This is a genomic window from Agrobacterium sp. RAC06 (assembly GCF_001713475.1).
Classification (GTDB): domain Bacteria; phylum Pseudomonadota; class Alphaproteobacteria; order Rhizobiales; family Rhizobiaceae; genus Allorhizobium.
Genome location: NZ_CP016499.1, coordinates 3,104,693 through 3,126,923, shown reverse-complemented (window position 1 = coordinate 3,126,923; position 22,231 = coordinate 3,104,693). Strand labels below are relative to the sequence as shown.

Below are 22,231 nucleotides of genomic sequence, written 5' to 3'. Positions count from 1 at the left end.
CGACTTAGATTATAGGCTTCCCGCCTGTGACAGCGATCGTCGCGCCGGACACGTAACTCGACAGCGGGTCTGCCAGCATCACATAGGCTGTCTGCAATTCCGCCGGTTGCCCAGGCCGCTTCATCGGCACCTGTTTGCCGAAGTTCTTGACCTTCTCTTCCGGCATGGTCGAGGGGATGAGCGGCGTCCAGATCGGGCCGGGTGCCACGGCATTGGCCCGGATGTTCTTTTCCGCCAGCATCTGCGCAAGACCGGCCGTAAAATTCTGGATCGCGCCCTTGGTGGTCGCATAGGCGAGAAGGTGCGGGCTGGGGCTATCCGAGTTGATCGACGCCGTGTTGATGATCGAACCGCCATTTTTCATATGCGGCACGGCCGCCTTGGTCAGGTAGAACATCGCATGGATGTTGACCCGAAAGGTGAGTTCCCACTCCTCGTCCGGGATCTCCGTGATGTCATCGAAGCTGGCCTGATGGGCTGCATTGTTGACAAGAATATCGACGCCGCCGAGTTCACGAACCGCTGTGTCGACAATCTCTCTGCAATGATCAGCGTTTTGGATATCCCCTCGGACCAGCACGGCCTTGCGCCCCGCCTTTTCCACCCAACGGGCGGTATCCTGCGCGTCCTCGTCCTCCTCGATATAGGAGAGCAGCACATCGGCGCCTTCGCGCGCATAGGCGATTGCCACCGCCCGGCCGATCCCGCTGTCGCCGCCGGTGATGATCGCCTTCAGCCCTTCGAGCTTGCCCGACCCCTTGTAGCTTTCTTCGCCGTGATCAGGCCTCGGGTCCATGTCCGAGGTGCGGCCCGGCATCGGGACTTTCTTCTGCGAAAATGGGGGCGTCGGATAATCGGCCATGGGTCATCTCCTCGTTGCTGATGTCGAGGGTCAAACCGGTGAGCCATGGATGAGTTCCGGAAATCGGTACCGGCAAATGAACAGGGCCGGCGTGACGCCGGCCCTTTGAAACATTCGGGATCACCCGCGCCAGGCGGCGACAGCCTGCGGTTTCAGCACGCTCTCGCCAAGCACCGGATCGGCGCCTTCAGGGAGCGCCCAGTCTTCCATTCCGTAGTTGAAGGCGAAGACGAGATCGCCGCGGCGACGGATACGGATCGAATCTGGAACCCGGATTGTCGGAATATCAGCCTTCTTCGTTGCAAGCTGGAGCACCTCGGCCAGGAGACCAGCATCCGCCCAGCAGGCGAGATAGAGTACATTGCCCTTCTCGGTCAGAGCCGGATCGCCGTTTTCGAAGGTCGCCAGCACCGAGGTCGAGGTCTCCACATATTCGCGCCAACGGATCGCATGACCCGAAACCGCACCGGAAACGCCATCCGAGAGCCCCGGCCGCATGGAGGAAACCTGAGTGACGCGATTGCCCGTCAGGCTCCCGAGCGGACCCGGCGGCAGGTTTTCCGGAATGCGGAAATTGCGGTCGCGCGAACCCGTACGGGCGCCGATCACCACGACACCCCCAGCCTTTTCGAGCTCGGCCCGTGCCGCTTCGGTCACTTCCGTCATGCAGGGCACCACGACCAGCGGATAGCCCTCGAGCGAGGCACCCGGACGGACGAAATCGACGTTGAGACCCAGATGGCGAAGGGCCTCGTACCAACGGAAGCAGAGTTCCTCGTAGCGGAAATCCTTGCCCTGCGGCTGGATCATCGTCGACCAATAGCTCTGGTAGTCGAAGACCAGCGCGACAGGTGCCTGGCTCGTTTCGGGAAGCGCGCCGAGCGCAGCCAACTCGTCCGAGACCTGCATGGCTTCCTTGCCGCCCGGCGACCATTCGTCGAGGCCGGGCAGGTTCAGGCCCGCATGCATCTGTTCCTGCGCAAACGGTGCCTGACGCCAGCGGAAATAGCTGACGACATCAGCGCCATGCGCGAGCGCCTCCCAGGTCCACAGACGCACCATGCCGGGCTTCGGCACGGGGTTCCACGGCGCCCAGTTCACCGGCCCCGGCTGCTGCTCCATCACCCAGAAGCGCCCTTTGCCGACGGCGCGGTAGAGATCGTGGTGATAGGGCGCGATATCGGGATGCGAGGTTTCGGCCCAGCGATTGCGCTCTTCTTCCGTGAAGGGAAACTTCTCAACGAAGCCGATCGGATAGCTGTCCCAGGAGGCGAGATCGAGATTGTCGCCGACCTTGAAGTGATCGAAATCGGAGACGAAGCCCATGAAGTTATGCGTGATCCAGCGATCCGGCGAATGCTTGCGGATGATCTCGCACTGCATCTTGTCGTAAGCCGCGACCTGGTCCGAATGGAAGCGCCAGAAATCGAGACGCGTCGCCGGGTTCGGCTCGGTCACCGTCAGGTTCGGCAGGGCGACGTCGTCGAAACTGGTCAGCTCCATCGACCAGAAGACCGAACCCCAGGCTTCGTTGAGCTGATCGGTCGACTGGTAGCGCAGCCGCAGCCAGCGCTTGAAACTCCTCAGATCCTCAGGCCCCCAGGACAGCGTCGTGTCATGGCAGCCATATTCGTTATCGGTCTGCCAGCCGGCGATGCCGGGATGGGTCCCGTAGCGCTTGGCGACGATCTCGACGATCCGGGCGCTTTCCTTCCACCAGGTCTCCGACGAGAAGGTGTAATGGCGACGCGACCCGAAACCGCGCGGGCGGCCCTGTTCGTCATAGGGGATGATATCGGGGCATTCGTCCACCAGCCACTTGGGCGGGGTTGCGGTCGGCGTGCCGAGAACGACCTTGAGGCCCGCTTCGTGCAGCACGTCGATCGCCCGATCGAGCCATTCGAAGGTGAAAGTGCCGCGCGAGGGCTCCAGTCGAGACCAGGCAAACTCACCGATACGCACGAAGGAAATGCCGAGTTCGCGCATCCGGCGCGCGTCGGTTCGCCACCGGCTTTCGTCCCAGTGTTCCGGATAGTAGCAAACGCCCAGCATTATCGTGTCAGATCCCCATTGATGACGGCCTTGCCGTCCTTGTCGAACAGATGGCAGGCCTTGGCATTGATACCGAGGCGCAGCGTCTGGCCGGGCTTCTCGCTGGCCAGGCCGTCGGCCTTCACTGAAAGCTCCGAGCCGTCGGCGAGTGTGACGAAGAACAGCGTCTCCGAACCCAGATATTCGGCGAGCTTAACGGTCGCTTCGATCACGACATCGCCCTTGCCGGTCGCGTCGATATGCTCGGGACGCAGGCCGAAGGTCAGCTCCCCGGCCGGAACGCTCGCACCATGCGTCGGGATCGAGATGTCGGCGCCCGGCAGGCGCACCACCGCGGCTCCGTCGGCAGTCGAGGCCTGAACCTTGAGGAAATTCATCTTCGGCGAGCCGATGAAGCCGGCAACGAAGAGATTGTTCGGGCGATGGTAAAGCTCGAGCGGCGAACCGACCTGCTCGATCTGGCCCGCCGACAGCACGACGATCTTGTCGGCCATGGTCATGGCCTCGACCTGGTCATGCGTCACATAGATCATCGTCGCCTTGAGGTCCTGATGCAGCTTGGAAAGCTCCGTGCGCATCTGGACGCGCAGCGCCGCATCGAGGTTCGACAGCGGTTCGTCGAACAGGAAGACTTCCGGATTGCGGACAATGGCGCGGCCGATGGCGACGCGCTGGCGCTGGCCACCGGAAAGCTGTCCGGGCTTGCGCTGCAGAAGCGGCTCAAGCTGCAGCATCTTGGCGGCAACGGCCGTACGTTCCGCAATCATCGCCTTCGGATGACCGGTCATCTTCAAGCCGAAACCAATGTTTTCCTCGACCGTCATGTGCGGGTAAAGCGCATAGGACTGGAAAACCATGGCAACGCCGCGCTCGGACGGGCCGATGCTTGTCATGTCCTGGCCAGCGATCGACAGAGCACCGGCGGTAATGTCTTCAAGGCCGGCGATCATGCGCAGAAGCGTGGACTTGCCGCAGCCGGAGGGGCCGACGAAGACGCAGAACTCACCGTCCTTGACGTCGAGATCCACCCCCTTGATGACGCTGAGCGCGCCGAACTGTTTCTTGACGCCACGCAGGCTTACATCAGCCATGGGTCTTGCCTCCCTTGATCGGTTCGAGTTCGAGGAGAAGCGCGCTTTCGGGCGTCAGCATCGGCAGCGGCAGGCCGGCAAGTCCGGCACTGGAAAGCGCGAAGGTGACGGCACCGGAAAGCAGCGCTTTCTGGCCCTCGGAGATACGGATGAATTGCGGTTCTGCCGGCAGCACGGTCTTGATCCGCCACTGGCCACCGAACTGGGTGACCTCATCGGGCAGACGCAGAGGTGCTGGCTGTTCGCCCACCATCTGCGGTCCCTGGGCGACGATGACCACGATCTTCTCGGCCGAAGCCGCACCCCAGACATAGCGACCGTCGAGCGGCTCCATGCGGAAGCTGGCGCCCGGTGCATGGAAGAGATCGCGCAGCCGCTTGTAGGTCTCGATATAGACCTTGAGTTCGTCGCGCTCCTCATCGGTGAGTTCGAGCGGGTTGAGCTCCACCCCGAGATGATAGGCGATGGCCACGAGCGCCCGGAAGGCAAGCGTGTGGCGACGACCTGTCTGATGGTTCGGCGAGGCCGAGATGTGACTGCCGAGAATTTCCGGCGGCACGAAGACCGAAGCGCCGCGCTGGATTTCCAGCCGTTCCAGCGCATCCGTGCAATCGGACGTCCAGACGCGATGGGTGCGCTTCAAGGCGCCGTAATCGATACGTCCGCCACCGGAAGCGCAGCTTTCGATTTCGACATTGGGATGAGCGGCACGGATGCGGTCCATCAGCGCATAGACGGCACGCGTCTGGGCGGCAGTCTTCGCCTTGCCGTCGCGACCGGCCGCATGCGTCAGATCTCGGTTCATGTCCCACTTGATGTAGGAGACGGCATGGTTGGACAGCACCGCGTCGATCTTGCCGAAGAGATAGTCGGAGACTTCGGGACGCGTCAGATCCAGCACCAGCTGGGTGCGCGATTCGAGGACCGGACGGCCCTCGATCGTCAGCGCCCAGTCGGGATGCGCCTTGTAGAGCTCCGAAACCGGGTTCACCATCTCAGGCTCGAACCAGATGCCGAACTGCATGCCGAGCCCGGTCACGTGATCCACCAGCGGCTTCAGGCCATCGGGATATTTGCGCGCATCGATATCCCAGTCGCCGAGGCTCGTGGTGTCGTTGTCGCGCTTGCCGAACCAGCCGTCGTCGAGCACGAATCGCTCGATGCCAAGTTCGGCTGCCGCGGTCGCTTGCGCCTTCAGGCTGTCCATCCGGTGGTCGAAGTAGTTGCCTTCCCAGGTGTTCAGCGTCACCGGGCGCGGGCTCATCTTACCGCCTGGCCAGGTGGTAAGTTCTTCGCGCACGAAGGCATGGAAGTCTTCCGTGTCGGCGCCTGCATAGGCAATCGGGCTTTCATAGCTCTCGCCCGGTCCGAGGATGATTTCGCCCGGCTCGAACAGCTCACCGAGATGCACGAGGCGCCGTCCGTCATCGGTCCGGTCAATCACCATCTGGTGGTTGCCGCTGAAGCCGAGCGTGACGCCAAAGATCTGGGCCTCGCTTTCGATAAACAGCATCGGGAAACGGTCATGCGAGGTGCGACCGCGACGGTTTTCCTGGATCCAGGCGCCATTACCGAGAAGCTCCCGCCGCGTCTGGAACTCGCGCCCCCAGATGCCGGTGAAGCTCATCACCTGTAAATCCCCGGCAGGCGCGAGGAAGGTCGCCGCCATGCAGCGATCAAGCTGGTAATCCGCATCGCCCAGATTCCTGAGTTCCGGCGCCATCGAGATCAGGCCGGAGTTATGCGCGGTGAGCGTGATGGCAATGCCGAGCCGGGCGACCGAATCGACAGCTTTCAGCACCGTCTGATTGCCGTCGCGAATGACCGTCCAGCCGCCGAACTGCGCCACGAAATCGCGGCCCCCGCGGTGACCTGCAATCGCCGGCCAGCCAAAGAAGCCCATGCCACCCGTCGGCAGGAGCACGTTCGAGGGCACGGCCACGTCCATGCCGTTGACCCGGCTGGAGCGCTCGATCTCGAACAGCGGATCAGCGTCTACAGGCTCCGCACCGAAGGACAGGATCTCCGGCATGCCAAGCGCCGGCAGGCGGAGGCTCAGCGCCAGCTGGCCTGAATCGATGATGACGATTTCACTCATCCCTTGGTCGCTCCGAGTGTGAGGCCGGCAATGAAGTGGCGCTGCATGAGGAAGAACATGGCGACCGGCGGCAGCGCTGCCACGATCGAACCGGCAGAGACGAGATGCCAGGCGGCAACCCACTGGCCGTTCAGCGAATAGAGACCTGCTGTCACCGGCATGGCATGCTGGCCCTGCACGAGCACGGTTGCCCAGAAGTAGTCGTTCCAGACGAAGGTGAAGATCAGAACGGACAAGGCAGCGATCGCCGGCCGCATCAGCGGCAGCACAATGTAGCGGAAAATCCGCCATTCGGAGACACCCTCGACCCGCGCCGATTCGATCAGCGCAAAGGGCAGCCCTTTGATGAAATTGCGCATGAACAGCGTGCAGAATCCGGTCTGGAAGGCGACATGGAAGAGTACGAGGCCCATCGTGGTGTCGTAGAGACCCGCGCGCAGAGTCATGTCGCGAACCGGAACCATAAGGATCTGGAACGGGATGAAATTGCCGGCGACGAACATGAAGAACAGGATCAGATTGCCCTTGAACTTGTAGACCGCGAGCGCAAAGCCGGTGAGGCAGGAGAGCGCCACCGCGCCGATCACCGTCGGGATCGTGACCTTGAACGAATTCAGGATGTAGTAGCCGATCGGCGAGTTGTTGAAGACGGCCGAATAGTTCTCGAAACCGGCAAAGCCCGAAGGAATGCCAAAGTAGTTGCCGGCAGCCAAGTCACCGGCCGGACGAACCGAGGTGATCGCAACGCCGATCAAGGGCAACAGCCAGAGGACGAGCGCCACCGGCAGCAGGATCTTGTAGGCCGTCTGCGCGAATGGCGAGGCCTTCTGGATCGGAGTGGGGAACATTAGGCGTTCCTTTCCTGAGCGAGCATGCGGACGATGAAGAGCGAGATGAAGACCATCATGATGAGGAACAGCACGACCGCGATCGATGCACCGTAACCCATGCGGAAGCCATATTCGGAGAGCGCCTGCTCATACATGAAGTAGGAGAGAACCTGGCTCGATCCGTAAGGGCCGCCGGCGGTCATGATCGACACGAGGTCGAAGGAGCGCAGAGAACCGATGACCGTCACCACCATGGCAATGAAGGTTGCAGGCGCAAGCTGCGGCAGGATCACATACCAGAGGAGCTTCAGGCCCTTGGCGCCATCCATGCGGGCAGCTTCGACCTGCTCTGGATTGATGTTGTTGAGACCCGTCAGGTAGAGGATCATGCAGTAGGCCGTCTGCGGCCAGAGACCGGCGACGATGATACCATAGGTCACGAAGCGCTCGTCGGCGAGCACGGCGAATTGTTCGCCGGTGACCATTTCCAAGAGCTTGGAGAACAGACCGAAGTCGGGCGCGTAGAACCAGGTGAACATCAGGCCGACAACCACCTGGCTGATCACGAAGGGGAAGAAGAACAACGACTTGTAGAGCCGAATGCCGGTGACCGTCTGGTTGAGGAACAGCGCGACCGCCAGACCCGCCGGGATCGCAAGAAGATAGAGAACCAGCCAGATGAGATTGTTTTCGAGCGAGACGTAGAAGGAATCGTCATCGAGCAATTCGACGTAATTGCCCACGCCGATCCATGTCATTGCGCCCAGGCCGTCCCAGTCGTGGAAGCTGATCCAGATCGACTGAAAGATCGGGACCAGAACATAGATCACGAACATCAGCATGCCGGGCGCGAGGAAAAGAAGCGGCGCGAGCGTCTGCTGATTGCGCTTCCAGAAACCGGAAGCCGGGGAAACGGTGTTGCTCATGGCGGCACCTCTGAGGAATGGGAACGGCAACCGGATGCCATGGGCCCAGGGAGACCCACAGCACCCGGCGCAGGGAGCTCTATGGCTTACTTGTAGACGCGGGCGCGAACCTTTTCGAGGCGCTCCAGTATGGCGTCCAGACGCTCAGGCTTGACCATGAATTCCTGGAAGCCTTCCATGCCGGCCTTTGCCATTTCGGCATCGGCGTCACGATCGTAGAACTGCGCCAGCGCATAGGCGTTGGACAGCATCTCGAAACCGGCCTGCAGGAACGGATCAGCCGGCTTTTCCGACTGGTTGTTCACCGGCAGCTGGCCGAGCGTGGCATTCATCTTCGACTGCGCAGCCGGCGAAGCAACGAAGGCGAGGAACTTCTTCGCATCTTCCTTGTTCTTCGCACCCGACGGGATGTGGAAGGTGTCGGTCGGCGCTTCCTCTGCCATCGGAATGCCGGCAGTGATTTCCGGGAACTGCATGAAGCCGATCTGCTCTTCCTTCAGTCCGCCGTCCTTCATCGTGGCAACGGCGAAGTTGCCCATCAGATACATCGCAGCCTTGCCCTGGACCATCTGCGGGATTGCATCCTGCCAGTCGATCGCGGCATGGTTTTCATTGAAGTAGCCGGCCTTGACCAGTTCGCCCCACTTTTCGAACACGGCCTTCACACGCGGGTCGGTGTAGGGAACCTTGCCCGAGGTCAGCTCCATGTGGAATTCGTAGCCATTGACGCGCAGGTTCAGATAGTCGAACCAGCCGCCCGTCGGCCAGAGTGCCTTGGTGCCGATGGTGATCGGGGTGATGCCGGCCGACTTCAGCTTTTCGCTGGCCGCCAGGAACTCGGCCCAGGTCTTCGGCGGCTCGATACCCTGCTCGGCGAAGATATCCTTACGGTAATAGATACCCCACTGGTAATAGGTATAGGGAACGCCCCACTTCTTGCCGTCGATGGTCATCGAAGGTGCAGCGGACTTCAGCTGGTCGTTGAGGCCATTGGCTTCCCATACGTCGGTCACGTCTTCGAAGAGACCCGCCTTGACGAAGGGCTCCATGCGGTTGCCGGCGAACCAGGAAACGACGTCAGGCGCGTCGGCGGTCAGGAAGTTGCGGATCGCGGACTTGTAGCCCTCGTGGTCGAAATTGTTCCACTTGACCGTGATGTCCGGATTGGCCGCCTGGAAATCCGCGATCAGATCCTCGATCGCCTTTTTCGGCGCCGGGTCGGAATGGTTCGAGTTGAGGGTGATTTCACCGGCAAACGCGGTGGACGACAGCAGGACTGCACCCAGAGCGATCGCGCTCAGGCTTTTGAAAAAGGTCATGTTTTCCTCCCTATGACCGTTATGCTTGGCATTTCCGGAGCTCTAGCCCCGGATCCCACCGGAGCGGATTTCTCAGCTCTGCTTGATCATCCGATTCAAACCCGTAATAATCTACCGAGTTTTCACCGAACTTTTCCGGGATCCTAAGATTTGGAACATGTGAAGCCGCTTCTGGAGGACGAGTCCGTCCCGGTCCATCCGGATCATGACCCGCGACACCCGCTCGTCATCTTCGGCGATCACCGGTTTTGTGCTGGCGAAAATCTGACGGTCCAGCGGATGGCAGGCCCGCACATGCACAGCCAGATCGAGCTCAACTTCGTTCTATCGGGCCACATGACCTACTGGTTCGATGGCCGTGAATTGACGGTGGACGAGGGTCGCCTTTGCCTCTTCTGGGGCATGATCCCGCATCAAGTGATCGACAGACAGGAAGGCACACGCTTCGTCTGCCTTTACGTGCCGATGTCCGTCTTCCTCGGCCTCGCCAATCTGAGCCGTTTCCGCGATGCCGTGTTTCGCGGCGCGATGATTGAAGCGCTCGAGATCCGTTCCTGGGACCGTGATATCTTTCAGCGCTGGCGCGAGGAACTTCTGGCCGGCGACGAGAACCTGACCGAAATCGTGCGAAACGAATTGACGGCACGCGTTCTCAGGATCGAGCGCGACGGCTGGCGGGATCTGCGCGAAGAAGGCTCGGCGATTGCCAGCTTCAGCGCCAATGACAGCGAGCGCGTCGAACACATCGAGCGCATGCTGCGCTTCATCGCCGAACATGCGCTCGAAAACATCTCCGCAGATGACGTGGGCAATGCGGTGGGCCTTCACCCGAACTACGCAATGTCGATCTTCAAGCGCGCCGTGGGCCACACGATCAACCAGGCGATCGTGCGCCACCGCCTCGACACCGCACAGTCCCTGCTGATCTCGACCGACCTCTCGATCACCGACGTCGCCTTCGAAAGCGGCTTCGGATCGGTCTCTCGCTTCTACGAGGCCTTCAGCCAGCGTTTTGTCGAAAAGCCGACCGCCTTCCGTCGTCGCATGCGCTCGAAAGGGGCGCCGCCGACCTGAGCAGCCATGCCGTTATCGAGCGGCAATCGCCGAAAGCTTCGGCATGGCGACGTCAGGGCACCAGTCCTTGAAACCGATGATGCGGCGGACGGTCTTTTCTGCGTGGTTGCCAGCGATATCGCACAATCTGTGGTCCAGATAGGGATTGAGAAAACGCTCGAGCGTGGTCGCGACATAGGCCTCGGCCTCGTCGCCAAGACCATGCCGGCGAAAACCAGGGACAACCTCTTCTCGGTAGATCAACTCGAGTTCCGACCGGATCGCGGGATCGGCAAGAATATCTTTCACGCATTCCCCGCCGGGGCGACCGTCCTTCAGCCAGCGATCGGCCAACACAGTATGGCCAAGGTTGAGGATATGCAGCTTCAGCCGCTCATAAGGCGTCAGGTCGTCAACGAGCTTGATGCAGGGATGCTCGCAGGGCAGCGTCAGCCCTGCCTGGCGTTCGATCGCCCAGATCGCATACGGCTCCGCGATCGCCCCCGCCGGCTCGATCGGCTCGGACACGATGCGATCGACCAGCGTGTTGCCCCAGATGACCCGCTCCGAAAGCCAGGACACGAAGGTCGCGTCGGGAACATGGCGGCTCGCAAGATCGACGATCAGGTCCCGCAGCACCTCGCCATTTCGCGAGATCAACTCGCAGGGCAATATCGTCAACGGCATCGCGCCGCCGCGAAAGCGCGCGTGAAGGAGCGCCAGTAGCTTCATCGGAAAGGAGCGCGGAACCCCGTCGACACTGTCCCCCTCGACGAGGGCGTACCCCTTGTCTCCGGTATTGCTCAGCACGACCCTCGCCTCCTCCATGAACACACGCCTCACCTCGGCCCAGTCACTGGACGTCGAGAGCGACCGCGTCACGGATCGTACCCTGAGCTCTCGCTCGACAGGCTGCCCCTCCTCCAGCCCCCGGATGATCACCGGAAAGCCATCCGGGGCAGACAGCGCCCCGATCCGTCCGGCTCGGGTGGGATCACCCGACGTCTGCACCACGGTGATCGGTCCCAGCGCCTTATCCGCCTCCATGGCTTCGCTGACGAAGAGATCGGCATGCGCCTGGAGAAATCGGCTCGTGCCGAATTGCAGGATGGGCGTCGTCATGGCTCAGGCAGGCTCCTGGATGGATTGCAGCAATGTTTCGCGCGCCGATTTCAGGTGCTGCCGGCAGGCCTTCTGGATCGCCGCCGGATCGCGGGAAAAGAGCGCGCTGATGTAGTCGAGATGCTCTTCCAGCGCTCGCTGGTTGCGCGCCCGCGCATTCGTCTTGTTCCACTGGTAGTGGTAGTGGAAGACGATCGCGATGATGTCGTAAAAATCGATGATGAAGCGGTTGCTCGAGGCCTTCTGGACGAGCAGGTGGAACCGCTCGTCGAGCTCCGAAAACTCCGTATAGCGGGTGTCGATCTCGGCCAACAATGCATGGTGCTGTGCCTCGACGGTCTTCAACTCCGCCCAGGCCGGATGATCCGCCGCCAGATGCACGAAAGCAGCCGCAGAGCGCAGTTCGAACATCTCGCGGACTTCGGTGAGTTCGAGCGCAAACTCACGGGTAAAGCCCTTCAGCACCCAATGGCTGTTCGGCCGTTTCTCGATCAGCCCGAACCGGCTGAAGCGGATAAGGAATTCCCGCACGCTGGTCGTTCCAATGCCGATCTCGCGGGCCAGTTCCAGCTCGTTGATCTGCATGCCCGGCTGTGCGCCCCCTGCCAGGATCCGGCGCATGAAGCTTCGCTCGATGATCTCCGACAACGAGTTCGTCTCCTCGTCGGGGAAATAGTCGTTCTCGACCGGCCGTCGCAACACCGTCTTCGACCGCTTGTCCCAGGCCACCAGCCCGACCTCACCGAGACGCGTCAGAACGGCCCGCACTGTGGTCCGGCTGACGCTTAACAGACCGCCGAGCTCCGGCTCCGAGGGAAGCGTATCTGTTTCCTCGATCAGCTTCAGCGTGCGGTTGTAAGCATCCTTGAAGACGGTGTTCTGCTTGGCCATGGATCTGCCTGGTTGATGTTATCTGGCGCTTCGGTCTTTTGCCTCTTGGCGCAAGATGCGAACCCGCGCAATGAAAACCACCGATTGCGGCGGGCTTCCTCTCCTTCGACAAGGGTATGTGTTCCTCCCGCTCCGAGCTGGAGCAAATTGTTCTTTATCGATATCATACCCATTGACGAGAAACTGTCTATTGCCGATAAAAGACAAAACACAGGATCCGGTATCGCCGGACGCATGGGAGAAACATCGGGTGTCGAAACCAGCCTGTATCCTGCTGTCGCAGGACGACAATGTTGCCGTGACCACTGTTGCAATCGACGCCGGGCATGTCCTGCCGGGCGGCGCGCCGGCAGCGGCGAAAATTGATCCTGGCCACAAGGTGGCGGTCCGTGCCATCCACAAAGGCGAGCCTGTCGTCAAATATGCCCAGGCGATCGGCCGCGCGACCACGGACATTGCAGCCGGCGACCACGTCCATTCCCACAATCTCGCCTTCGATGAAGATCGCCTCTCGGTCAGCGGCCTCGCCCAGCCCGAAACGGCGACGGCTGCCGACAAGGGCCGCACCTTCATGGGCTATCGCCGCGCCGACGGACGCGCTGCCACCCGCAACTATATCGGCATCATCGCCAGCGTGAACTGTTCCACCACCGTCTGTCGGGCGATCGCGGATGCCGCCAACCGCACTATCCTGCCGCATTACGAGGGCATCGACGGCTTCGTGCCGATCGTCCATGATCAGGGCTGCGGCATGAGCTCGACCGGCGACGGCATGCGCACGCTGCACAGAACAATAGCCGGCTACACGAGGCATGTGAATTTCGGCGGCGTGCTGATGGTTGGTCTCGGCTGCGAGGTGAACCAGCTCACCCTCTATGGCCAGAGCGGCGCCGGCGCCTCCAAGCGTCACTTCAACATCCAGGACGCTGGCGGCTCGCGCCGCGCGGTCGAGAACGCCCTTTCGATTCTGAAAGAGATCGCAGCTGAAGTCGGCATAATGCGCCGCGAACCGATCTCCGTCAGCGAGATCATCGTCGGCCTGCAATGCGGCGGCTCGGATGGCCTTTCCGGAATTACCGCAAATCCGGCACTCGGCGTCGCTGTCGACATTCTGGCCGGCGCCGGCGGTACGGCGATCCTCTCCGAAACCTCGGAGATTTATGGCGCCGAACATCTGCTGCGCAGCCGCGCCGTGAACGAAGAGGTCGCAGTCAAGCTCGACGGGCTGATCTCCTGGTGGGAGGCTTATGTCGCCCAGCACGGCGCCTCCCTCGACAACAATCCCTCGCCCGGCAACAAGAAGGGCGGCCTCACCACCATTCTCGAAAAGTCGCTCGGTGCGGTCGCCAAGGGCGGACGCTCGCCGCTGACCGCCGTTTACAATTACGCGGAACGCGTCACCGAGCACGGCCTCGTTTTCATGGACACGCCCGGCTACGATCCTGTCTCGGCGACCGGCCAGGTGGCAGGCGGCGCCAATGTGATTGCCTTCACCACCGGCCGCGGCTCCTGCTTCGGCTCGCGTCCCGTGCCCTCCATCAAGCTGACGAGCAACACCGCGCTCTACAAGTCGATGGAAGAGGACATGGACATCGATTGCGGCGTCATTGCCACGGGTGATGCCAGCGTCTCCGGGCTTGGCCGCGACATCTTCGACCTGATCATCGAGACCGCCTCGGGCCAGAAGACCAAGAGCGAGCTCTTCGGCTACGGCGACAACGAATTCGTGCCGTGGCACCTCGGTGCCACGCTCTGACCTCGACAACTGGGAACCGGATATCCGCATGAAGACGAGACGCATCGGCAAGACCGCCCTGGAAGTGACCGAATACTCCTTCGGCACGGCCCCGCTTGGCGGCCTCTACCGTCCCTGCCCGCGTGATGTCGGCATCGCCACGCTGCAGGCGGCCTGGGATCACGGCATCCGCTATTTCGATACGGCGCCGCATTACGGCTTTGGCCAGGCCGAGCGTTATGTCGGCGACTTCCTGCGCGACAAGCCGGAAGACAGTTACGTGCTCTCGACCAAGGTTGGCCGGCTGCTCGCACCAGTACCGAAGGACCAGATCCCGAATGTCGGCTTCGTCGATCCGCTCCCGTTCAAGCTGGTCTACGACTACAGCTATGACGGCATCATGCGTTCGGTCGATTTCAGCTATGCCCGCCTCGGCCTCAACCGCATCGACATCCTCTATGTCCACGATATCGGCGTTTACACACATGGCCGCGAGGCCAACGATCGCTATGTGAAGCAGCTCCGTGATGGCGGTTACAAGGCGCTCGACGAACTCAAATCATCAGGCGCCATCAAGGCCTTCGGTCTCGGCGTCAACGAGGTACCCGCCTGCCTGGAGATGATGGCGGACATCGATATCGACGTCATCCTGATGGCCGGGCGCTATTCGCTGCTCGATCGCTCCGCCGTCGAGGAACTGCTGCCGCTCTGCGAAAAGCGTGGCACCTCGATCACCGCCGGCGGTGTGTTCAATTCGGGCATTCTGGCGACAGGAGCCGTTCCGGGCGCGCATTTCGACTACACCCCCGCAACGGATGAGGTACTTGGCAAGGTGCGCGCGATGGAAGACCTGGCGAAACAGGCCGGCAAGCCGCTCGCCCAGTTTGCAATGCAGTTCCCGCTGCACCATTCGGCCGTTGCCTCTGTCATCATCGGCACGGCAAAGCCGGAAAGCCTTCATCGCAACATGGCGCTGACATCAGAGGAACTGCCGGCTTCCGCCTTTGCTCCCTTCGAAGCGCATACGCTGGTCGCACCGCCGCTCGGCGACGCGCCGGTGCGGGAATAGGGAGCGCACTATGCTGAAGGGCATCCATCCTCTGCTGGGACCTGACCTGCTGCACGCCATTGCGACTATGGGTCATGGCGACGAGATCGTCATCGCCGATGGCAATTTCCCGGCCTCGACCATGGGTCCACCGGTGATCCGGGCAGACGGCGTCGGTGCCGTCGAGATCCTCGAAGCGATCCTCGCCCATATGCCGCTCGATCAGTTCGTGGACGATTCGGCCTGGCGCATGCAGGTCGTCGGCGATCCGCATGCGGTTCCGGAAATCTGCGCCGAATTCCAGTCGGTGATCACGAGACTGGCCGGCGACGTCCAGCTGGAAAGCCTTGAGCGCTTCGCCTTCTATCAGCGCGCACAGACAGCAGCGTACATCGTCGCGACGACGGAATTGCGGATCTACGGCAACGTCATCCTGAAGAAGGGTGTCGTCTATCCGGAAGAGGTTCATCGGGTCTGAGGAGACCCCGGAAGCCCTGGATTTCAAGGCAAAATCGAGTTTGGAGGAGCTCATTTTTGCCCGCTTGCATTCTCCAGAATGCTGGAGTAGCGTGCTCGATAAAATGTTTTTTATCGATAAAAGATCGATCTGGTTGCGTTCTGCGGATCGATCTCACCGGAGGAACAGGACGCGTTGAGAGGAGAACCCAAATGACCATTCTGAAGAGCATGACTCGCCGCGCCCTGATGGGGATTGCAGGCGCTGCAATGATGACCTCAATGATGCCGGCCGCTTCCTTTGCACAGGACGTGACCATTCCGATCATCGTCAAGGACACCACGTCCTTCTACTGGCAGATCGTGCTCGCCGGCGCCCGTCAGGCCGGCAAGGACCTCGGCGTCAACGTGCCTGAACTCGGCGCTCAGTCGGAATCCGACATCAACGGTCAGATTAGCATCCTGGAAAACGCAGTCGCTGGAAGCCCGGCCGCAGTCGTCATCTCGCCGACCGAGTTCAAGGCCCTCGGCAAGCCGATCGATGAAGCCGCCAAGGCGGTTCCGATCATCGGCATCGACTCTGGTGCGGATTCCCAGGCCTTCACATCGTTCTTGACCACCGACAACGTCCAGGGTGGCCGCATTGCAGCTGACGGCCTGGCAGCCGCCATCAAGGCCGCGACCGGCAAGGAAGAAGGCGAAGTCGCCATCATCACCAGTCTGCCGGGCGTCGGTTCGCTCGACCAGCGCCGTGAAGGCTTCCTCGACCAGATGAAGACCAAGTATCCGGGCATCACCGTGGTGGTTGACCGGTTTGCTGATGGTCAGGCCACGACCGGCCTCAACATGATGACCGACCTGATCACCGCCAACCCGAACATCGTTGGCGTCTTCGCCTCGAACCTGATCATGGCGCAGGGCGTCGGTCAGGCGATCGCCGAAAACAAGCTCGGCGACAAGATCAAGGTCATCGGCTTCGACTCGGATGAAAAGACCGTCGGCTTCCTCAAGGAAGGCGTGCTCGCCGGCCTCGTCGTCCAGGATCCCTATCGCATGGGCTATGACGGCGTGAAGACGGCACTCGCCGTCTCCAAGGGCGAGAAGGTCGAAACCTTCGTCGATACCGGTGCCAACCTCGTGACCCAGGCCAATATGGCCGACCCGAAGATCGACGCCCTTCTGAACCCGAAGGTCAACTGATCAAGACTTCGGCACGCGCGGCGCTCGTCGCGCGTGCCGAACCGGAAACGGCAGACGCGGGAGGCGTCGGCCGCTTCCACTGATTTACGGGAGGAATGATATGACTTCGCTGCACGATGTGAGCCACCGGCACGATGACGCGCCGGAACTGCTTGAGACCGATCGCATCCCGCCGGGAACGCCGATCCTCGAGCTCATCGGCCTGCAGAAGAAGTATGGCGCCGTCGAGGCCCTGAAGCCCGCGACCATCACCTTCCTCGCTGGAGAAATTCACGCCATCGTCGGCGAAAACGGTGCCGGCAAATCCACGCTCATCAAGCTTCTGACCGGTGTCATTCCACGCACTTCGGGCGAAATACGTTGGTGCGGCAAGCCGGTTGCGCTCGCGACCCCCAACGAGGCGATCCAGCGCGGCATCAATGCCGTGCACCAGGAAGTCGTTCTCTGCTCGCATCTCTCCGTCGCAGCCAACATGTTCCTCGGCGACGAGATGTCATCAGGTGGAATCATGCGCCAGCGCGCCATGACGCAGGCTGCGCAAAACGTCCTCGACGACCTCGGTTTCAATCTTCCCGCCGGCGAGATCCTCGGCAACCTGACGATCGGTCAACAGCAGCTGATCGCCACCGCCAAAGCAGCGATGCGCGGTATCCGTTTCATAATCTTCGACGAACCGACCGCCTATCTGACACGTCAGGAATCCGCCCAGCTCTTCCGCCTCATCCGCCGCCTGCAGTCGGAAGGCGTCACCATCGTCTATATCAGCCACCGCATGGAAGAGGTCTTCGAACTCGCCGACCGCGTCTCTGTCCTGCGCGACGGCACCCATGTCGGCACCCGCCTGATCGGCGAGACCAACGACGCCGAACTTATCTCACTGATGATCAACCGTTCGATCGAGCAGATCTACCACAAGGAAAAGCTGCCGATCGGCGCGACCATCCTTGAGGCGAAGGGCCTTTCCGGACCGGGTTTCTCGGATGTCTCGCTCTCGGTCCGCTCGGGCGAAATCGTCGGCCTCTATGGCCTGATCGGTGCCGGTCGGAGCGAATTTGCGCTGGGTCTCTATGGCCGTCACAAACTGACGGCAGGCGAAGTCTTCTGGGACGGCAAGAAAGTCGTCATCGACACCGAGCGCAAGGCCATGGACCTAGGCATTGCGCTCGCCCCCGAAAGCCGCCGCGATCAGGGCCTTTGCCTCAATCTGCCGATCGGCCTCAACATCAACCTGCCGGTCTTTGGCCGCCTGAGCCGTGGCCTCACCATCAGCCCAAAGCTGGAAGCCGGAAACGCCGACAAGCAGATCAACGACCTGAAGATCAAGACGCCGACCCGGGCAGTTCTAGCGTCTGCCATGTCCGGCGGTAACCAGCAGAAGATCGTCATCGGCAAGTGGCTGAGCCACGGTGCACGCCTCTTCATCTTTGATGAGCCGACCGTCGGCGTCGACGTCGGCACCAAGGCGGAAATCTACCGCCTCTTTGCCGAGCTCTTGAAGCAGGGCGCCGGCATCATCCTGATCTCGTCCTACCTGCCCGAGGTCTACGAACTGGCCGACCGACTGCATGTCTTCCGTCAGGGGAAACTGGTGGCGAGCCATGACTATCGAACCGCATCGCATGAAGACGTGCTGACCGAGGCGATCGGCGTCTGAGACGAGATCCCCGAAAACACCGATATGAAAAGACGACTGGGAGGACAAAGATGAGCACCGACACCACCGAGACCAAGGTCGCACCGAAGAGGGGCATGAGCATCCTCTTCAGCCTCACGCTGCTCGGCCTCTTGCTCTTCCTCTGGCTGCTCCTTGGCTTTGCCACCAACAGCTTCTGGACGCCGAACAACATCAGCAATCTGCTGCGACAGGGTTCGATGACAGCAATCCTCGCCGTCGGTCAGACCTTCGTCATCATCACCGCCGGCATCGACCTTTCGGTCGGCGCAGTCGTCGGTTTTGCCAGCGTCATCCTCGCCTGGCTGCTGGCCGCCGGCCTGCCGGTCTGGCTGGCGATCATCCTCACCCTCCTGATGGGTGTGGCAATCGGAAGCTTCCACGCCTTTGGCATCGTACGCATGGGTCTTCCCGCCTTCATCATCACGCTCGCAACCCTCACCTCGCTGCGCGGTATCGGCCTATTGATCACCAACGGCTCGACGATCTCGATCTCCAACGAGGCGTTCACCAACTTCGCCCGTGCCGACTTCCTCGGGGTACCGAGCCTCTTCTGGATGGTCATAGTCGTCGCCGTGCCGGCCTATATCTTCCTGCACCTGAGCCGCTGGGGCCGCTATCTTTTCGCGGTCGGCTCAAACAGCGAGGCGGCACGCCTGTCTGGCGTCAACGTCAACCGCACGATCTACATGGCCTATATCCTGTCTTCCACCTGTGCGGCCTTCGTCGGCATCCTGCTTGCCTCGCGCATCGGGATCGGCAACGCCACCCAGGCGGAAGGCTGGGAACTGCAGGCAATCGCCTCCTCGGTCATCGGCGGCACCAGCCTCTTCGGCGCCGTCGGCTCAGTCCAGGGCCCGCTGCTCGGCGCCTTCATTCTGGCGACAATCAACAACGGCGCCAACCTGATGAACGTGAACTCCTTCTGGCAGCGCATCATCACCGGCGCCCTGATCATCCTGATCGTCTATTTCGACCAGCTGCGCCGCCGCGGCAGCCGCTGAGAATTTCCCAAGGTGGGGGTGCCGCGAATGGCATCCCCTTTTTTTTCGTCAAACCTTGCCGGGCAGCCAAGAGGAACAAGCATGAAGGCCGCATTATGTGTCGAACCGGGCCGTCTCGAAATCGTCGATCACGATCCGGCGCCACGTCCTAAAGCAGGCGAAGCCCGCATTGCCATCAGCCATGTCGGCATCTGCGGGACCGACTACCACATCTTTGAAGGCAAGCACCCGTTCCTCGAATATCCTCGCGTCATGGGCCACGAGATCTCGGCAACCGTCGTGGAGGCTGGAGAGGGGGTCGATCTGCCGGCCGGCACGAAGGTCATCGTCAATCCCTACATCGCCTGCGGCACCTGCATCGCCTGCCGCAAGGACAAGCCCAATTGCTGCACCAACATTCGCGTGCTCGGTGTGCACACAGATGGCGCAATGTGCGAGGAGATCACGGTACCCTCGAGCAACCTTTATCCCGCTGACGACCTTTCCCCGGAAGCGGCGGCCACCGTCGAATTTCTGGCCATCGGCGCGCATGCCGTGCGTCGCTCCATGGCTCCCGCAGGCTCAAAAGCACTGGTTATCGGCGCCGGTCCCATCGGCCTCGGCACGGCGATCTTCGCACGTATCGCTGGCCACGAGGTAACCCTCCTCGATACCAGCCAGGAACGCCTGAGGATGGCAGCCGATCGCCTCGGCTTCACATCAGGGCTGATCGCCGATGACAGCCTCGAGTCTGCGGTCGCGGACTTGACCGGGGGAGACGGCTTCGATGTGGTCTTTGATGCCACCGGCTATCGCCCCTCGATGGAACGCGCCTTCCGCTTTGTCGCCCACGGCGGAAGCCTGGTGCTGGTCAGCGTGGTGAAGGAGGACATCACCTTCTCCGACCCCGAATTCCACAAACGCGAGATGATGCTGATCGGCAGCCGCAACGCGACCCGCGTCGATTTCGATCATGTCCGCAAGTCGATTGCGGACGGGCTTGTGCCGATCGACCAGCTGATTACCCACCGCACGACGCTTAGCGACCTGGCGGAAGACCTGCCGCGCTGGGCGCGCGAAAAATCCGGCCTGATCAAGGCTCTGATCCGGATTGGCTGAAATCCGGATATGAAGAAGCCCGCGGTTCTGACGCGGGCTTTTCATTTGAGTGTTCCTGGCCTCAGGCCTTCTGCAGGAAGGCGGCGATCGCATCGACCTCGCCTTGCGAAACCTCGTGGCCGCCCTGATGCAGGAAGGTTTCGACAGACACCCCTTGCGCCTCGAAGTAGGAGACCAGAAGCTCTGTGAGCGGCAGCGGGCAGATCGGGTCGCGCTGTCCTGCCGTGACCAGCGCCGAAAGGGAGCCAAGCCCCGGCTGTAACGGCGGATCGAAGGGGATCAGCGGATGCATCAGGATCACGCGCTCAAAGAGATCAGGGGCCTCGAACAGGACCGAAGCCAAGATATTGGCGCCGTTCGAATAACCGAGCCCGTAGATCGGTCGATCCGGGTTCTTCTCCTTGTGAGCGCGGATGAAGGCCGCCATCTTCGCCGTTCTCGCTGCGAGATCGGCCATGTCATAGACCCCTTCACCGGTGCGCTTGAAGAAGCGGGCGGCCCCGTATTCCGACACGTCGCCGCGTGGCGAGACGATCCCGGCCTCGGGCAGGATCCGGTTCACGAGCCCGGGAAACTGATGTTCGTCGCCGCCGGTGCCGTGGAATGTGAAGACCAGCGGTGCGGCACCCTGCGGCGCCTGGTAGAGGTGGATGTAGCTATCGAGTGCCATGATGCTTTCCTCCGCAACAGGGACGACGCCTGACAGTTCAGGCGCCGTCCTCGCTGTGCGTTCAGTCCTGGATCGGGGTCAGATGGGCTTCGATCTGCGAACGATACTGCTGGTAGCGGGTCGGCAGCTTCAGCGCCTCACCGAGATGTGCGGTATCTTCGTCACGGTTGAAGCCAGGTTCGTTCGTGGCAATTTCGAACAGCACACCACCCGGTGTGCGGAAATAGATCGCCCAGAAGTAATCGCGGTCGATGACCGGCGTGACCTGATATCCCGTGTCGAGCAGCGCCTTGCGCACCTCGAGCTGGGCGGCGCGGTCTTCAACGGCAAAGGCAACATGGTGAACCGATCCGGCGCCCTGCTGGGCATGCGATGCACCCGGCAGCACTTCGAGATCGATATAGTCGGCCCCATTACCGCCGGGGACTGCGTAGCGCACGAAGTCACCTTGGCTGTCGACCGGCTGATAGCCCATGAACTTCAGGAGTTCACCCGTGGCCCCTTCGTCGCGCAGCCGCATGGTGACGCCGCGGAAGCCATGAATGCCTTCCGAGACTGCAACCGGGCCGGCAAAGGGCACGCGGCTGTCGCCATCGACTTCGGCAAGAGCAAAGCCATCGCCATCGGGACCGGCAAAGCGCAGACGATTTTCACCGAACAGCGAATAGGAACCGAGCTGCTTCACGCCTTCCTTCGACAGGCGCTCCTGCCAGAAGCCGAGCGTGCCCTTCGGCACGGAGAAGACGGTCTCCGACACTTCGCCGGCACCGCGACCACCTTTGCCCATATTGGCAAACGGAAAATAGGTCATGACCGATCCGGCATTGCCGACTTCGTCGCCGTAGTAGAGGTGATAGACATCCGGCGCGTCGAAGTTGACGGTCTTCTTGACCCGGCGAAGGCCAAGCGTCTTGGTGAAAAAGTCGTTGTTTTCCTGGGCATCCGCAGCCATGGAGGTAACGTGATGCAGGCCCTTGATCTGGGTAAGCATGGCTCTGATCCTTTCCCGGCACTCGCGCCGGCCTTGTTCTGTTGAACGGAATATGGGCCATGGCTTTTCTGATGTGAACCGTTGTAATGTTGTGGATATTATTTCACTGGGAG

Annotated in this window: 19 protein-coding genes; 8 read left to right on the top strand and 11 right to left on the bottom strand. The window is 61.5% G+C overall.

The window, feature by feature from the left end; all coding sequences use genetic code 11:
- Positions 1 to 4: 4 nt before the first annotated feature.
- The 7 genes from BSY240_RS15040 to BSY240_RS15010 all read right to left on the bottom strand — a co-directional run bounded on the left by BSY240_RS15040 (position 5) and on the right by BSY240_RS15010 (position 9,178).
- Positions 5 to 862 carry an SDR family oxidoreductase gene (locus tag BSY240_RS15040; protein WP_069042835.1) on the bottom strand — a complete coding sequence of 286 codons (858 nt, stop codon included), beginning with the start codon at positions 860 to 862 and terminating at the stop codon, positions 5 to 7.
- A 120-nt stretch (positions 863 to 982) separates the two neighbouring features.
- The gene (locus BSY240_RS15035) at positions 983 to 2,914 is read right to left on the bottom strand and encodes a beta-galactosidase (RefSeq protein ID WP_069042834.1); all 1,932 of its coding nucleotides are present in this window, start codon (positions 2,912 to 2,914) and stop codon (positions 983 to 985) included.
- A complete protein-coding gene (locus BSY240_RS15030) occupies positions 2,914 to 4,005 on the bottom strand; it encodes an ABC transporter ATP-binding protein (RefSeq protein ID WP_069042833.1) in 1,092 nt (363 codons plus the stop codon). The genes BSY240_RS15035 and BSY240_RS15030 overlap by 1 nt, the downstream gene beginning before the upstream one ends.
- Positions 3,998 to 6,103 (bottom strand): alpha-galactosidase, encoded by a 2,106-nt coding sequence (locus BSY240_RS15025; RefSeq protein ID WP_069042832.1) that lies wholly within the window; start codon positions 6,101 to 6,103, stop codon positions 3,998 to 4,000. Before BSY240_RS15025 ends, BSY240_RS15030 begins: the two co-directional genes overlap by 8 nt.
- Positions 6,100 to 6,951 carry a carbohydrate ABC transporter permease gene (locus BSY240_RS15020; RefSeq protein WP_069042831.1) on the bottom strand — a complete coding sequence of 284 codons (852 nt, stop codon included), beginning with the start codon at positions 6,949 to 6,951 and terminating at the stop codon, positions 6,100 to 6,102. Before BSY240_RS15020 ends, BSY240_RS15025 begins: the two co-directional genes overlap by 4 nt.
- Positions 6,951 to 7,859 carry a carbohydrate ABC transporter permease gene (locus tag BSY240_RS15015; protein ID WP_054150316.1) on the bottom strand — a complete coding sequence of 303 codons (909 nt, stop codon included), beginning with the start codon at positions 7,857 to 7,859 and terminating at the stop codon, positions 6,951 to 6,953. The genes BSY240_RS15020 and BSY240_RS15015 overlap by 1 nt, the downstream gene beginning before the upstream one ends.
- An 86-nt stretch (positions 7,860 to 7,945) precedes the next feature.
- Complete coding sequence (locus BSY240_RS15010; RefSeq protein WP_054150315.1) at positions 7,946 to 9,178, bottom strand: ABC transporter substrate-binding protein; 1,233 nt, start codon at positions 9,176 to 9,178, stop codon at positions 7,946 to 7,948.
- Positions 9,179 to 9,472: 294 nt separating this feature from the next.
- Here BSY240_RS15010 and BSY240_RS15005 point away from each other — a divergent pair, with 294 nt between their 5' ends.
- Complete coding sequence (locus tag BSY240_RS15005; protein ID WP_371418496.1) at positions 9,473 to 10,252, top strand: helix-turn-helix domain-containing protein; 780 nt, start codon at positions 9,473 to 9,475, stop codon at positions 10,250 to 10,252.
- A 12-nt stretch (positions 10,253 to 10,264) separates the two neighbouring features.
- Here BSY240_RS15005 and BSY240_RS15000 read toward each other — a convergent pair whose 3' ends face one another.
- Both BSY240_RS15000 and BSY240_RS14995 read right to left on the bottom strand, forming a co-directional pair.
- Positions 10,265 to 11,353 carry a D-mannonate oxidoreductase gene (locus BSY240_RS15000; RefSeq protein WP_069042830.1) on the bottom strand — a complete coding sequence of 363 codons (1,089 nt, stop codon included), beginning with the start codon at positions 11,351 to 11,353 and terminating at the stop codon, positions 10,265 to 10,267.
- 3 nt (positions 11,354 to 11,356) lie between these two features.
- A complete protein-coding gene (locus tag BSY240_RS14995; RefSeq protein ID WP_054150312.1) occupies positions 11,357 to 12,244 on the bottom strand; it encodes a GntR family transcriptional regulator in 888 nt (295 codons plus the stop codon).
- A gap of 250 nt (positions 12,245 to 12,494) precedes the next feature.
- Between BSY240_RS14995 and BSY240_RS14990 the strand changes: the two genes are divergently transcribed.
- From BSY240_RS14990 to BSY240_RS14960, 7 genes are all read left to right on the top strand, one after another.
- On the top strand, positions 12,495 to 14,000 hold the full coding sequence (locus BSY240_RS14990) for a UxaA family hydrolase (RefSeq protein ID WP_069042829.1): 1,506 nt from the start codon (positions 12,495 to 12,497) through the stop codon (positions 13,998 to 14,000).
- A 28-nt stretch (positions 14,001 to 14,028) separates the two neighbouring features.
- Positions 14,029 to 15,048: an aldo/keto reductase gene (locus BSY240_RS14985; RefSeq protein ID WP_069043997.1), complete on the top strand. Its 1,020-nt coding sequence runs from the start codon at positions 14,029 to 14,031 to the stop codon at positions 15,046 to 15,048.
- 10 nt (positions 15,049 to 15,058) lie between these two features.
- Positions 15,059 to 15,505, top strand: coding sequence for an RbsD/FucU family protein (locus BSY240_RS14980; RefSeq protein WP_069042828.1), 447 nt, complete (start codon positions 15,059 to 15,061; stop codon positions 15,503 to 15,505).
- 191 nt (positions 15,506 to 15,696) lie between these two features.
- Complete coding sequence (locus BSY240_RS14975; RefSeq protein ID WP_054150308.1) at positions 15,697 to 16,683, top strand: ABC transporter substrate-binding protein; 987 nt, start codon at positions 15,697 to 15,699, stop codon at positions 16,681 to 16,683.
- A 100-nt stretch (positions 16,684 to 16,783) separates the two neighbouring features.
- Positions 16,784 to 18,337 (top strand): sugar ABC transporter ATP-binding protein, encoded by a 1,554-nt coding sequence (locus BSY240_RS14970; RefSeq protein WP_069042827.1) that lies wholly within the window; start codon positions 16,784 to 16,786, stop codon positions 18,335 to 18,337.
- A gap of 50 nt (positions 18,338 to 18,387) precedes the next feature.
- Positions 18,388 to 19,359, top strand: coding sequence for an ABC transporter permease (locus BSY240_RS14965; RefSeq protein WP_054150306.1), 972 nt, complete (start codon positions 18,388 to 18,390; stop codon positions 19,357 to 19,359).
- An 81-nt stretch (positions 19,360 to 19,440) separates the two neighbouring features.
- The gene (locus BSY240_RS14960) at positions 19,441 to 20,457 is read left to right on the top strand and encodes a zinc-binding alcohol dehydrogenase family protein (RefSeq protein WP_069042826.1); all 1,017 of its coding nucleotides are present in this window, start codon (positions 19,441 to 19,443) and stop codon (positions 20,455 to 20,457) included.
- A gap of 61 nt (positions 20,458 to 20,518) precedes the next feature.
- On the opposite strand, the gene BSY240_RS14955 is transcribed toward BSY240_RS14960, so the two are convergent.
- Positions 20,519 to 21,127 carry an alpha/beta hydrolase gene (locus BSY240_RS14955; protein WP_069042825.1) on the bottom strand — a complete coding sequence of 203 codons (609 nt, stop codon included), beginning with the start codon at positions 21,125 to 21,127 and terminating at the stop codon, positions 20,519 to 20,521.
- A 61-nt stretch (positions 21,128 to 21,188) separates the two neighbouring features.
- Complete coding sequence (locus BSY240_RS14950) at positions 21,189 to 22,118, bottom strand: ring-cleaving dioxygenase (RefSeq protein ID WP_069042824.1); 930 nt, start codon at positions 22,116 to 22,118, stop codon at positions 21,189 to 21,191.
- Between the last annotated feature and the right edge of the window lie 113 nt (positions 22,119 to 22,231).